Raw genomic sequence first — 13,678 nt, 5'->3', positions numbered from 1 at the left:
CCGCTTTACCATTCTGTTCATACAAGGCATGGCAATACAAGGGATCTACTACGACGGCAAGACATCGCGTGCCCATCGTGTCACGCTCAGCGTGAGCGACGGCCTGGCGACCATCAGCGGTGAAGTGGAGCGCCATTGCGCACTGGACCTGTTACGCGTGTCCGAGCGGACGCGTCATGCAAAACGCAAGGTCACTTTCCCGGACGAGGCAGTTTTCGAGGTGGAAGATGCCGATGCCTTCGAGAACATGCTCAACGACACGGGATTCAGCGACTCCGTCATCGTGCGCGCGCAGCAAAGCTGGCGTGGCACAATCCTGGCGCTGGCGTTGACAGCCTTTGTACTGGTGATCGGCTACTTATATGGATTGCCGCTCGCAGCCAGCCTGACTGCCAAGGCCTTGCCCGAAAACATCGAGCATTCCATCGGTAGCGGCATGCTGGATTTTCTCGATCAACGCATTCTCGCGCCAAGCGAACTGCCAGCCGCGAGACAGGATGCGTTGACAGCGCGTTTTGCTGCCATGCGTTCACCGAAAGAAGGTGTACCTGCGTACACGATCGTTTATCGCAAAAGCAGAATCGGCCCTAACGCCTTTGCCCTGCCATCCGGTCAGATCATCATGACGGATGAATTGATCAAGTTAATGGATAACGACGATCAGGTGATCAGCGTGCTGGCGCATGAGCTCGGCCATCTGCACGAACGACATTTGATGCGCCGCCTGATCCAGAGCTCGGCAGTGGGCGCAGTTGTCACCCTGATCTTTGGCGATGCCTCTGCGGTCGTCGCCAACATTCCGACACTGATGCTGGACATGCACTATTCGCGGGAAGCCGAACGTGAAGCCGACGACTACGCGATTGCCATGCTGAAGGAAAACGGTATCGCTCTTACACAAATGACACATGGTTTTGAAAAACTGAAGCAAGCGATCGGTGAAGATCCTTCCGGCGCTTATCTATCCAGCCATCCCTCGACCACAGAACGCATCGAACGCATTCAACGCGCACAATAAAAAGCTGTTGCGGCGCTTGCCATTATTTTTCAGTCCCGCAAATAAAAAACGCTGCCTTCTGGCAGCGTTTTTTATGGAGCAATCCCGGATCAGTTACGAACGATCTTTTTGTATTCGTTGGTGCGGGTATCGATTTCGATGACATCGCCCTGATCCACAAACAGGGGAACCTGAACGGTGCATTGATGTGCTTCGATCGCGTTTTCGATCTTGGCTTCTTTCAGTACGTTACCGGAGGTGTTGCCCTTGACTGCAGGCTCCGAGTAAACAACCTGACGTGCAATGGTGGTTGGCAATTCAACCGAAATCGCCTTGCCGTCGTAGAACACGGCTTCACATTCCATACCGTCTTTCAGGTAGTTCAGTGCATCACCCAGGTTTTCTTCTTCGATTTCGTACTGGTTGTATTCTTCATCCATGAAAACAAACAGCGGATCGGCAAAATACGAATAGGTAACCGGCTTCTTGTCCAGAACCACGACGTCGAACTTGTCGTCACCACGGAAAACGTTTTCCAGTGGGCTGTTGGTCAGAAGATTTTTCATCTTCCATTTGTAGGTGAAACCTGTACGGCTCGAACCGTTAACGTCGGAACGCAGCACGATCATTGGCTTGGCGTCGACCATGATGATGTTGCCGACGCGGATTTCTTTTGCAAATTTCATAGGGAATAAACGTAAAAATTGGGTTGCATAAAGATCATCCGCTGCTGCATGGCCAATCTGCCATAGGCCTGCGTTTGATCGAAAACGGGGTGTAGATTAACCGCGCATTATACTTGGTTTTTGTCGCGCTCCGCGACCAAGGCATCGGCAAATTTCAATAAATTGGATGTCAAATCACCGTTTTCCAACATCTGTTGCTGCCATGCCGAGGCACGCTGCATGATTTTTTCACCGTCTGCATTGAACTGACGCCATAGCGCCGACCAACCATCAGCGGCTTGCGCGGCACCGTTCCAGCACAAGGGCAGGCTTGTCAGACTCTCGATATTCTCAGCATAACGCTGCAAGAAAGCCTTGAGTTTCTTGTGGTGCAGGTTTTCATCCTGCGGATAGATATGCCAGACAAATGGACGTGCCGCCCATTGCGCACGTACCCATGAATCTTCACCACGCACAAAATTAAGATCGCACGACCACAACAGGCGGTCGTAATCGGGTTGCGGGATAAACGGCAGTACACGCACAGTCAGCGCGCCACGCGTACGTACTGCGCCTGCTGTGGCGGGCATTTCAAGAAAAGCGCTGATTGCCTTTTTTGCCACACCTTCCGGTACCAGACAACAGACGGGCGTATCACCCGCCTGCCAGACATGCAGCAAATCAGCCACCGGCGCATGCGGATAACAGAACAGGGAAATTTTCTGTGCGGCCCTCTCTTCCGCCGTCAAACCCAAGCCGTCTAAAAAGTGTTGCCTTGCCGCGGTATCGGACTGAAAGGCGGCACGCTCGTGTTCCAGCCCGGACTCATGCAACAAGCCCCCCGTTCTTGGCGTAAATCCAGGAAAAAAGAAATGTTTGGTCAGCGGCAATTGCGGATGCGATGAAGGCAGGGTGTGACAACCCTCGACCCATTCCTCTGCCGTCAGTCCTTCCAGATTGAACCAGACCGGGCGCGGCTCACACTGCGCCATTGCCTCGATATAACCGGGCGGGATATCGCAGGCAAAGAACTCGATGACGATATCGGCAATGTCCTGCGGTGCGAACACGCCATCCTGATCGCGCCAGTGACGTACCGCGATACCGGCCACATTCTGCTCTTCTGATTCGGTTCTGATTTCGGGGCAGAGACGCTGAAAGCTGTGCAGATCATCCACCCACAACGTAACCGCCACACCATGCTCATGCGTCAGTTGTCGCGCCAGACGCCAGCAAATGCCGATGTCGCCATAGTTATCGACCACCTTGCAAAACAAGGCGAGCGAGCGAGGAGCATGAGGGTTCTGAAACATAGACGATAAAGAAACGGTGATCCATCTTGCGAAGAATCCGCATGATAGACCACCGTCCCGGCGATTGCTTGACTGCTTGCTTAATGTGCGCCGCCGGCATCGGCCGGTGCGGCTGACTTGCCACGCTTGGTCATCCAGATAAATCCGATCAAAATCAGGAACATGATGGAAGACATCCAGAAGATGTCGGTAGCGCCCAGTGTCCCCGCCTGTACCGTCATGCTGCGATCAATCACTGCCCATGCGGCCTGCTCCGACATACCTTGCGCCATCAGACCGTTCACTGCCTGCGTGAAGGCCGGATTGTGCACTCCCGTATGTTCGGCGAGCTGGGCATGATGAAGGATGGAACGGTTATCCCACATGGTCGACATCACCGACGTCCCGATACCGCCGCACATGATACGTACGAAGTTGGACAAACCTGCCGCAGCCGGAATCTTGTCTGGCGACAGCCCCGACAGGATGATCGACGTCAATGGAATGAAGAACATCGCCATCGCCGCGCCCTGAATCACGGTTGGAATCATCAGCGTCATGACATCCACTTCCTGCGTGAACTGTGATCGCATGTGGAATACCAAGGCAAAGATCAGGAAAGCCGTCGTCGCCACCCAGCGCGCATCCACCTTGGGCAGCATCTTGCCGACAATCGGCGACAGGATGATCGCAAAGATGCCGACCGGTGCCATCACCTTACCGGCCTCGGTCGCGGTGTAAGACAGTTGCGTTTGCAGCCACAACGGCAGAATCACCAGACTGCCGAAGAACAAACCATACGCGACCGAAATCGCAATCACCCCGGCGCTGAAATTGCGGCCCTTGAAAAGCGACAAATCCACAACAGGATGTTTCTCGCCCAGCTCCCAGATCAGGAAGAAGACGAACGCCACGGCGGCCACCGCTGTCAGCAACACGATCTCGCCGGAATGGAACCAGTCGAGCTCCTTGCCCTTATCCAGCATCAGTTGCAATGCGCCAACCCAGACCACCAGCAAGGCCAGACCAATTTTATCGATGGGCAGTTTGCGCGTCTGTGACTCACGCGCCTTGTAAATCGACAGGGTTGCCCATGCCGCAAACAGGCCGATCGGAATATTGATATAGAAGATCCACGGCCACGTGTAGTTATCCGAAATCCAGCCACCAAGCAGTGGCCCCATGATCGGTGCCACCAATGTCGTCATACCCCAGAAGGCCAGTGCCATGCCGCTTTTTTCCGGCGGATAACTGGACAGGATCAGTGACTGCGACAGCGGAATCATCGGCCCAGCGACGGCGCCCTGAATAATGCGCGCCGCGATCAGGATTTCGATACTCGGTGCCAGTCCGCACAAGGCCGAAGCGATCACAAACAGAATGATTGACGTGATGAACAGGCGTACCTGACCAAAGCGCTGCGTCAGCCAGCCCGTCAGCGGCACCGAAATCGCGTTCGATACGGCAAACGAGGTGATGACCCAAGTGCCCTGCTGCGGCGATACGCCGAGATCGCCGGAAATTGCCGGAATCGAGACGTTAGCAATGGACGAATCCAGCACATTCATGAACACCGCCAGCGACAAGGCCAGCGTGCCGATCACGAGTGGCGTGCCGGAAAGCGGCGGCAGCGCTGTGTGCGAAGGAGTACTCATGATTAGTGAACGCGGTTACCGGTTCCCTGTGCGTTACTGGCGGTGTTGTTTGCCACATTGCTGGCGATGATCTGGGCCACACGGGCCTCCGCTTCACGACCTGCATTATCGAAGACCGCCGTTTCATAAGCAGGAGCCGTACGCGCAGGTGCGGAAGCCGTCAGCGATGTACCTGCGTCGTTGGCAATATCGACTTCAACCTGCATCGACAAGCCGACACGCAATGGACGCTCTTCCACTTCCTTTGGATCCAGTGCAATACGTACCGGGATGCGCTGCACGACCTTGATCCAGTTACCGCTGGCATTCTGTGTTGGCAGCAAGGCAAACGCCGCGCCGGTACCAGCCGACAGGCCGACAACCTTGCCGTGATACTTCACACCGCTGCCATACAGATCGGAGTGCAGTTCAACCGGCTGACCGACACGCATTCTGGCCACTTGTACCTCCTTGAAGTTGGCATCGACCCAGACTGCATTGAGCGGGACGATCGACAGCAACGGTGCACCCGGTGCGACCCGCTGACCAATCTGCACGGAACGTTTGGCAACATAGCCGGTGATCGGTGCCGGCAGGGTGGTACGTGCCAATGCCAGATAGGCTGACTGCACCTGTGCTGCCGCACGCTGCACACTCGGGTGTTTCTCGATCGATGTGTTTTCCGTCAATGCCTGATTGGACGCAAGCTGCCCACGCGTCGCCTGCAATGCAGACTCGGCCGCTTCCAGCGCGATGCGTGCATGTTCCAGCTCTTCCTTGGAAACGGCACCCGTGCCATTGAGCTCCTGACGACGCGCAAAGTCGGCACGTGCCCGCGCCAGCTCGGCCATGCGCGCCGTGACGTTGGCATTCAGTGACGCATTGTTGACGAACAGGGTGCGCACTTCACGCACTGTCTGTGCAAGCTGTGCCTCGGCCTGTTCCAGTGCGACCTTGGCATCGCTGCGATCGAGTTCGATCAGTGGCTTGCCTGCTTCAACCAGTTCGGTATCGTCGGTATGGATCGCCACCACGGTGCCGCTGACCTGAGGCGTCACCTGCACGACGTTACCGGCTACATAAGCGTCGTCGGTATCTTCAAAGTGACGGGCGTAAATCGCCCACCAGATGCCGTAGCCAATCAGCATCAAAAGGATTGCAATCGCCGCAATAATCAGACGACGACGGCGCTTGCCGTTTTCTACCGGCGATTCGGTTGGATTTTCGGGTGTTGTACTTGTTGTCGTGTTCATGATGCGTTTCTCACAGATGTGGAATCGGTAGAAGAAGTGGCACTTGCCTTGCCCAAACCAAGCGTGTCGGCATCAAAACCGCCACCCATTGCCTTGATCAGCGCAATGCGCAGATCGCTGCGACGTGCCAGAGAATCGAGTTCATTGCGTTGCTGTGCCAGCAAACCCAGTTGCGACAAAAGAACCGGCAACATGTTGCTGGTACCGACGCGTTCGCGTTCCTGTGCCAGTTTCAGACTGATACTGGCTGCCTGCGTACCAGCATGTTGCTGGACACTTTGCTGTTCGGCTGCGCGCAGCGATTGCACTTGATCGGCCACATCACGCAGCGCGTCGGTCAATGCCTGGTTGTAGGTCGCGACCAGCGCGTCGTAGTTGGCAACCTGCTGTTTGAGGCCGCCACGCAGCAGGCCGCTCGACAGGATCGGCAAGGTAATTGCCGGCCCGATACCGGCGATGCGACTGCCGCTTTCCAGCAAATTGCTCAGACCGAGACTGGAAAAACCGGCAAATGCCGACAGATTGATATTTGGATAGAAAGATGCCTTGCTGGCATCGATGCCCCCCTGTGCGGCTTCGACACGCCAGCGCGCCGCCACCAGATCCGGACGACGGCCAACCAGCGCAAGCGGCAGCTGATCCGGCAAAGCCACGGCTGATTCCGTCGGCAACTGTGGACGTGCAATCTGCAAACCGCGATCCGGCCCTTTGCCCATCAAGGCAGCGAGTTGGTTTCTCGTCAGTGCAATGGCTTCGTCCAAGGAAGACTGCTGCGCACGCAGAAAAGCAAGAGACTGTTCGACCGTCTGCACATTGGAGGCATCGTCAAGACCAACCCGATAACGCATCTGCATCAGCGATTTCAGCTTTTCGGCAACCTCAAGCTGCTGCTGATTCAGATCATGTTGTGCGTAGACGTGGCCAAGCTGAATCCAGCCGCGCGCCACCGCCGTTGCGATCATCAAGCGCGCGTTGTAATGCTCGGCCTGTGCCGCCTTGTCCTGTGCGAGAGCGCTACGAAACTCGGCCGCATGCTTGCCCCAGAAATCAAGGTCGTAAGAAAAGTTAAGCGTCAGGCTGTTATCCGAATCATAGGTCCCCGCCAAGGGCGCAGGTACCAGACCATTTTCGGTATAGCGCTGGTAAGTACCTTGAAAAGCGGCATTGCCTTTGATCTGACGATTGGCACGTGCGAGCTCTGCAGCAGCTTTGGCGGCGTTGATGCGCGCGGTCGCCACTTGCAGATCTGGATTGCCGGCAATCGCTTCATCGACCAGTGCCTGCAACGGGGCGCCGCCAATCGTTTGCGCCCAGCTTGCATCCGGCCATTGACCGTGCTCTGCCGGCAAGGACTGCGTTGTGGCATAACTCTCTGCCGCATTCAATGTGCCGGACGTTTCGATACCTTTATAGCTTGCGCACGAGCTTAATAGCACCACCGCACAACTGGTGGCAAGCATGGTGCGTGCAAATCTGAATGGTTTCATCATGCGCCTTCCTTGCCCGACACATCCGCGTCGAGCAGTTTGCGTAACAGCGTCTTCAGCTCGCTAATCTCATCCTTGCTGAAGCCGCCAAGATGACGATCCATGACGTTGCCGTACAAGGCTGGCAAGCGTTCTGCCAGGGTGACGCCATCTTCAGTCAATTGCAGATTGATCACACGACGATCAGTCGCGCTAGGCAGTCGTTGAATCAAGCCGCGCTTTTCAAGACGATCCAGCATGCGTGTCATGGACGCGGAATCGACGTACATCTCGCGCACCAGATCGGCCGCTGTCGCGCAGCGACCCGACGCAAGCATCATCACAACACCGCCCTGCGACGCGGTGATGTCGTGAGGGGCCAGTTCTGCATCGATCGCTTTGGCAAGCCGTGCGCGCGAACGGGCCAGCAAATAGCCGACACTTTCTTCGATACACCAGCTTCCTGTGGGAAACATTTTTTCCAAACCGGACATATCACTGCCTCATCAATATTTCATTTTTCAAATACTGCATAGGCAGCAATATAGCAGGCTTTCTCCGATTGTCTAGGGTCGGATCAGCGTTTTTGGGTTGTGGACAATACGTAATGTCTGTCTGACAAGATTGAACAAAACCTGCTGCTTCCCTATCCGATAAAGAGCGCAGACAAATGGGAGCGGCGATGACGATCAGAATCGGGATTTCGGGATGGCGTTACGCAGGCTGGCGCAACAATTTTTATCCCCCGCAACTGACACAGGCACATGAATTGGCTTTCGCATCGCGCGCGTTATCGACGATCGAAATCAATGGCTCGCATTACGCGCTGCAAACGCCAAAAAGTTACCGGTCATGGCATGACACCACACCAGACGACTTTCTCTTCAGTGTGAAAGCACCGCGCTACGTGACCCACATCTTGCGGCTACGCGGAGAGGAATGTAAAACGGCAATTGCCAATTTCATGGCATCCGGTCTTTTCAATTTACGCGCGAAACTGGGTCCCATCCTGTGGCAATTTCCACCCAGCCTGCGCTACGACGAAGCGCTATTCGAGCGCTTTCTTTCATGGCTACCCTCACATAGTGGCGAAGCGGCCCGTTTCGCAAGCCAACATGACCGTCACGTCCGTGATGCCTGCACGAAGATTGATGAAGAAAGACCCATGCGACACGCCATTGAGATTCGCAATGCCAGCTTTTGTACGCCAGCCTTTGCTGACATGCTGCGGCATTACCGAGTCGCGCTGGTCGCTTCCGATTCACCCGGCACGTGGCCGTACGCAGAGGACGTTACGTCCGATTTCGTGTACATGCGGCTGCATGGTGCAAAGATTTTGTATAACGGGGAATATGCAGATGCCTCGTTGGATCGATGGGCGGATCGTATTCTGACGTGGGCGAACGGTAACGAGCCGAACGACGCGCAGCGTATCGGGGCCGCTGCAAAAGCACGCGCGCAACGCGATGTGTTTTGCTACATGGATAATGATCAGAAAGTGAACGCACCATTCGATGCCGCTCGCATGCTCAGTCGCGTTCTCGGTCATGCCGTCGAAAATGACCGCAGGAGTTTGCAAGCTTCGCTATGGTCGGATGAACGTATTCAACCGCTCATGAATAGCAAAAAGCGGAACATGTCTGTCGCCGCATTTTCGCCAGATGCATAAAAAAAGCATGCGTTTGCATGCCGTTTTTGTCATCAACTCTTGGATTTGATCGTTTTCTTTTCACGACCGATTTCGGCAATCGCATCCTGAAATTCCGCGACGTCTTCAAAACTCTTATAAACCGACGCAAATCGGATATAAGCAATCTTGTCGAGCTTTTGCAGTTCGTTCATCACCAGCTCGCCAATCTGGCCTGATACCACCTCGCGCTGTCCACTGGACAGGAGCTTCTGCTCAATGCGGTGAATTGCCGCATCGACGGCCTCTGCAGAAACCGGCCGCTTACGCAATGCCAGTTGCAGACTGCCCTGCAACTTCTTGGGATCAAACTCGGTACGACTGCCATTTTTCTTGACGATGACCGGCATGGCCAGCTCGATTCGCTCATACGTCGTAAATCGTTTATCGCACGCGATGCAACGACGACGACGGCGAATGCTGTCACCCTCCTCCGATATCCGTGTATCGAGGACCTGCGTATCTTCATACTGGCAAAAAGGACATTTCATCTGCTGCGCATCCGAACAACGTCTCATCCGACGCACCTGTCGCAAGGACAAGGCGCCATCAACATCCCAAAATGGCCTTGACCGATCTGACGGACAAGGCCATTCATACTTTTCGAACAATAAGCCAGTCGTTTGACTGGCAACGATGCTTAACCGTAAACCGGGAAAGCGTCGGTCAGTTTTTTGACTTCAGCCTTGACGCGTTCGATCGTCGCGGCGTCACCCGGATTATCCAGCACGTCCGCGATCAGATTACCAACGATCGTCGCTTCCGCTTCCTTGAAGCCACGCGTGGTCATCGCCGGGCTGCCCAGACGAATGCCGGACGTCACGAATGGTTTTTCCGGATCGTTTGGAATCGCATTCTTGTTGCAGGTGATGTGTGCGGAACCCAGGATGGCCTCTGCATCCTTGCCGGTGATTTTCTTGGCGCGCAGATCAACCAGCATCACGTGGGACTCCGTACGATTCGAGACGATACGCAGACCACGTGCGATCAATGCTTTCGCCAGCGCGTCCGCGTTTTTCACGACTTGCTGCTGATAGGTTTTGAATTCCGGTTGCAGCGCTTCGTTGAATGCAGTTGCCTTACCCGCGATCACGTGCATCAGCGGGCCACCCTGCAAGCCAGGGAAAATCGCCGAATTGATGATTTTTTCGTGCTCGGATTTCATCAGGATGAAGCCGCCACGTGGACCGCGCAGCGACTTGTGCGTGGTAGAGGTGACGAAGTCGGCAAACGGCACCGGATTAGGATATTCACCTGCCGCGATCAGACCGGCGTAGTGCGCCATGTCGACCATGAAATAGGCGCCGATTTCCTTGGCGACTTTGGCAAAGCGTTCGAAATCGATACGCAATGCGTAAGCCGATGCACCGGCGATGATCAGCTTTGGCTTGTGCTTGCGTGCAAGACGCTCCATCGCTTCGTAATCGATCTCTTCTTTCTCGTTGAGACCGTAGGAAACCACATTGAACCACTTGCCCGACATGTTCAATGCCATACCGTGTGTCAAATGACCGCCTTCTGCCAGCGACATACCCATGATGGTGTCACCCGGCTTCAGCACAGCGAGGAACACACCCTGATTGGCTTGCGAGCCCGAGTTTGGCTGCACGTTGGCAGCGTCTGCGCCATACAGTTTTTTCAGACGATCGATCGCCAGTTGCTCGACGATATCGACATATTCGCAACCGCCGTAATAGCGTTTGCCCGGGTAACCTTCCGCATACTTGTTCGTGAGTTGCGAGCCTTGTGCTTCCATCACGGCTGGCGACGTGTAGTTTTCAGATGCGATCAGTTCGATGTGCTGCTGTTGACGGGTGTTTTCCTTCTGGATCGCCGACCACAAATCCGGATCGGTCTTGGCGAGGGTCTGGTCTTTCGAAAACATGCATCACTCCAATCAAAAAGGGTTCAATGGCAAGGACGATGGACTCGTCCATCAGCAACACATCAATGCCGCCGATACTGCAACAACAAAAGCCGGGAGAAAAAGATGCCAAAAGCACGCGGGCAGCCTCAACCTTGCTTTCCATTCGGGCTACCCAGGCGCACGGTCATGAGATCTCGCGCTCCACGGTGGATAAACCCACCTTACGACCTAATCCCTGCAAAAAGCAGGAAGATCGGCCGGATTCGCCAGTCACGCGAGACGAAAATGGTGCAAGGATTCTACGCCAAGCGCCTGCTTTGGGCAAGCAAGCCCCTGTCCGATCAGCCTGCCTTTTCAGCACGCCGACAGCGCTTGCCATACTCGGCATACAATGAGCGACTTTGTTATTACTGCCTCCGACAAGCACATGAAATTAGCCACCTGGAACGTCAATTCGCTCAAAGTCCGCCTGCCGCATGTACTCAAATGGCTGGAAGACAACCCGGTCGACATTCTCTGCCTTCAGGAACTGAAAACGGTCGATGAGAAATTTCCGCTGGCCGAGATCGAAGCAGCCGGCTATCACGCGGTCTTCTCTGGGCAAAAAACCTATAACGGTGTGGCGATCCTGTCACGTCATCCGATGACGGATGTGGTGAAGAACAATCCGCTGTTTGAAGATACGCATCAACGCATCATCGCCGCCACGATTGAAGGCATACGCATCATCTGTGTCTACATCCCAAATGGTCAGTCACTCGACTCCGACAAGTTTGTCTACAAGATGAACTGGCTGAAATCCCTGCATGAATGGGTCAAGGCAGAAATGGTCAGGTATCCGCAACTGGCGATTCTCGGTGATTACAACATCGCACCGGAAGATCGCGATGTCCATGATCCGGCGGCATGGGTCGGCATGACGCACGTGTCGGCACCGGAGCGCAATGCCTTCCGTGATCTGCTCGGTCTCGATATGAAAGATGCCTTCCGCATGTTTGAGCAACCGGAAAAGCTGTTCAGCTGGTGGGATTATCGCCAGATGGGATTCCGCCGCAATGCCGGCCTGCGCATCGATCACATTCTGCTGACGCAACCGTTGGCTGCGCGTTGCACGGAATGCGTGATCGACAAGGTGCCGCGTAAATGGGAACAGCCATCCGATCACGCACCTGTGATTGCAACCCTGAGCTAAGCGCAGCTAAAAACGATAGGCAGAAATAAAAAAGCCCATGCAATGCACGGGCTTTTTCTTTGCGTGGCGGTCAGTATTAGTCGACCGTCGCGCCACTTTCCTTCACGACTTTCGACCATTTGACGGACTCTTCCTTGACGAACTTCGCAAAGTTCTCAGGGGTGTCACCAACGTAGTCGGAGCCAGTATCCGCCAGGATCTTCTGGAACTCAGGCTGTTTCATGATTTTCTGGGTTTCGACGTTGATCTTGTCAACGATCGCTTTTGGCGTGCCGTGTGGTGCGAAGAAACCGTACCAGGCGTACGAAACAACGGCTGGCAGACCCGATTCAGCAAACGTTGGCACGTCAGGCAGCAATGGCGAACGCTTGTCGCTCGACACAGCGATTACCTTGACCTTGCCGCTCTTGATGTGCGGCATGATCGCGATCATGCTATCGAACATGACTGGCACGTGACCACCCAGCAGATCGGAGATCGCAGGAGCCGAACCCTTGTAGGGGATGTGCGCCATGTCCAGCTTGGTCACGCTGCGGAACAGTTCGCCAGTCATGTGCTGTGGCGTACCCGAACCGGCGGATGCGTACGAGAACTGACCTTTTTGTTCCTTGATGTACGCCATCAACTCTTTCAGGTTGTTGGCAGGCACCGATGGGTGTGCAACCAGAACCAGCGGCACGCGCAGCAGGTTGGTGATTGGTACCAGATCCTTGCTTGGATCAAACGGCATCTTTTTATAGAGGCTTGGGTTGATCACGATAGGCGCACTGGAGGTGATCAGCAGGGTGTTGCCATCTGCCGGCGCACGTGCCACGGCTGCACTACCAATGTTGCCACCGCCGCCGCCGCGGTTATCGATGACGAATGGTTGTTTCAGATCTTCGGTCAAACGCTTGGCGATCGGACGCGCAGCGATATCGGAAGGACCGCCTGGTGGCCAGGGCACAACGACCGTAACGGTGGAATTTGGCCACGATTGCGCAAAGGCGCTGGCCGACAAGGTAGCTGCAGCAAACATGCCCAACAGGAATTTGCTACCACGCGAAAGTTGTCTCATCTCGGACTCCTCTTTATACAAATGAACCGCAACGGGATCACATGATCGGGTCTGACGACGCCTCTGTTTTTCATGCAATCCGGTTGTCCCGGCAGCAAGGATACCCGAACTTCGTCATTTTTCATTACAAAGTATTGCAGTGTTAAATGTCGAAAACCGCGATGTGACGATCATGACAAGCGTCTTGTCAGGAATGACTCGGCCTTCAGTCGGACGCAATGTCAGGAATCACATAACCGGATCCCAGCGGTCCGAAGCGCAAAAAATGTCCCGCATCTTCCAGGATAGACTGTGCCTGCGTCAGGAAAGAAAGCGTTTCCTGATCAGGCGCATAGATGCTGCGCACACTGATGATGAAATCGCGACCGCGTGAACCCGGATGTTCAACAAACACCTCGCCACTTTCAATCGCACGCAAACAGCGGTTGATGCGTTCCTGCAAAAACAGACATTCCGACGCATCCCACACCGCATAGGCAACAAGCGTCAGGACACAAGCCTCGGTATGGTCATCGAGGCTGATGCTGTCGAAAGGCTGATCGGTTCCAGGAGGCACGAGCAAGGCATC

13 protein-coding genes and 1 riboswitch are annotated in these 13,678 nt (G+C 54.9%); of the genes, 3 read left to right on the top strand and 10 right to left on the bottom strand.

Annotation, left to right across the window (positions count from 1 at the left end; all coding sequences use genetic code 11):
- Window positions 1-28: 28 nt before the first annotated feature.
- Window positions 29-1,018 (top strand): M48 family metallopeptidase, encoded by a 990-nt coding sequence (locus tag IEV29_RS00540; RefSeq protein WP_188379329.1) that lies wholly within the window; start codon window positions 29-31, stop codon window positions 1,016-1,018.
- An 89-nt stretch (window positions 1,019-1,107) separates the two neighbouring features.
- Here the strand turns inward: IEV29_RS00540 and IEV29_RS00535 are convergent, their stop codons facing one another.
- From IEV29_RS00535 to IEV29_RS00510, 6 genes are all read right to left on the bottom strand, one after another.
- Entirely contained in the window at window positions 1,108-1,683 is a 576-nt protein-coding gene (locus IEV29_RS00535; RefSeq protein ID WP_188379328.1) for an elongation factor P, read from the bottom strand.
- 107 nt (window positions 1,684-1,790) lie between these two features.
- Window positions 1,791-2,975, bottom strand: coding sequence for an elongation factor P maturation arginine rhamnosyltransferase EarP (earP, locus tag IEV29_RS00530; protein ID WP_188379327.1), 1,185 nt, complete (start codon window positions 2,973-2,975; stop codon window positions 1,791-1,793).
- Between the two features lie 80 nt (window positions 2,976-3,055).
- A complete protein-coding gene (locus IEV29_RS00525) occupies window positions 3,056-4,609 on the bottom strand; it encodes a DHA2 family efflux MFS transporter permease subunit (RefSeq protein ID WP_188379326.1) in 1,554 nt (517 codons plus the stop codon).
- Between the two features lie 2 nt (window positions 4,610-4,611).
- Complete coding sequence (locus IEV29_RS00520) at window positions 4,612-5,841, bottom strand: HlyD family secretion protein (RefSeq protein ID WP_188379325.1); 1,230 nt, start codon at window positions 5,839-5,841, stop codon at window positions 4,612-4,614.
- Window positions 5,838-7,331, bottom strand: coding sequence for an efflux transporter outer membrane subunit (locus IEV29_RS00515; protein ID WP_229726103.1), 1,494 nt, complete (start codon window positions 7,329-7,331; stop codon window positions 5,838-5,840). The genes IEV29_RS00520 and IEV29_RS00515 overlap by 4 nt, the downstream gene beginning before the upstream one ends.
- Window positions 7,328-7,783 (bottom strand): MarR family winged helix-turn-helix transcriptional regulator, encoded by a 456-nt coding sequence (locus IEV29_RS00510; RefSeq protein WP_229726101.1) that lies wholly within the window; start codon window positions 7,781-7,783, stop codon window positions 7,328-7,330. Before IEV29_RS00510 ends, IEV29_RS00515 begins: the two co-directional genes overlap by 4 nt.
- Window positions 7,784-7,989: 206 nt before the next feature.
- Between IEV29_RS00510 and IEV29_RS00505 the strand changes: the two genes are divergently transcribed.
- The gene (locus IEV29_RS00505) at window positions 7,990-8,976 is read left to right on the top strand and encodes a DUF72 domain-containing protein (protein ID WP_188379323.1); all 987 of its coding nucleotides are present in this window, start codon (window positions 7,990-7,992) and stop codon (window positions 8,974-8,976) included.
- A 32-nt stretch (window positions 8,977-9,008) separates the two neighbouring features.
- On the opposite strand, the gene nrdR is transcribed toward IEV29_RS00505, so the two are convergent.
- Complete coding sequence (gene nrdR / locus IEV29_RS00500) at window positions 9,009-9,485, bottom strand: transcriptional regulator NrdR (RefSeq protein WP_188381016.1); 477 nt, start codon at window positions 9,483-9,485, stop codon at window positions 9,009-9,011.
- 149 nt (window positions 9,486-9,634) lie between these two features.
- On the bottom strand, window positions 9,635-10,879 hold the full coding sequence (glyA, locus tag IEV29_RS00495) for a serine hydroxymethyltransferase (RefSeq protein WP_188379322.1): 1,245 nt from the start codon (window positions 10,877-10,879) through the stop codon (window positions 9,635-9,637).
- Window positions 10,880-11,024: 145 nt separating this feature from the next.
- A riboswitch (ZMP/ZTP riboswitch) is annotated at window positions 11,025-11,145 on the bottom strand.
- Window positions 11,146-11,288: 143 nt separating this feature from the next.
- Between glyA and xth the strand changes: the two genes are divergently transcribed.
- Window positions 11,289-12,053, top strand: coding sequence for an exodeoxyribonuclease III (gene xth / locus IEV29_RS00490; RefSeq protein ID WP_188379321.1), 765 nt, complete (start codon window positions 11,289-11,291; stop codon window positions 12,051-12,053).
- A 76-nt stretch (window positions 12,054-12,129) separates the two neighbouring features.
- Here the strand turns inward: xth and IEV29_RS00485 are convergent, their stop codons facing one another.
- A complete protein-coding gene (locus IEV29_RS00485; protein WP_188379320.1) occupies window positions 12,130-13,110 on the bottom strand; it encodes a Bug family tripartite tricarboxylate transporter substrate binding protein in 981 nt (326 codons plus the stop codon).
- 205 nt (window positions 13,111-13,315) lie between these two features.
- A complete protein-coding gene (locus tag IEV29_RS00480) occupies window positions 13,316-13,666 on the bottom strand; it encodes a DUF6572 domain-containing protein (RefSeq protein WP_308632719.1) in 351 nt (116 codons plus the stop codon).
- Between the last annotated feature and the right edge of the window lie 12 nt (window positions 13,667-13,678).

Origin of the sequence: Oxalicibacterium faecigallinarum (assembly GCF_014635705.1) — a bacterium.
GTDB lineage: Bacteria > Pseudomonadota > Gammaproteobacteria > Burkholderiales > Burkholderiaceae_D > Oxalicibacterium > Oxalicibacterium faecigallinarum.
Note: the sequence above shows the minus strand (reverse complement) of the source record. Positions and strands in the feature narration are given on the sequence as shown.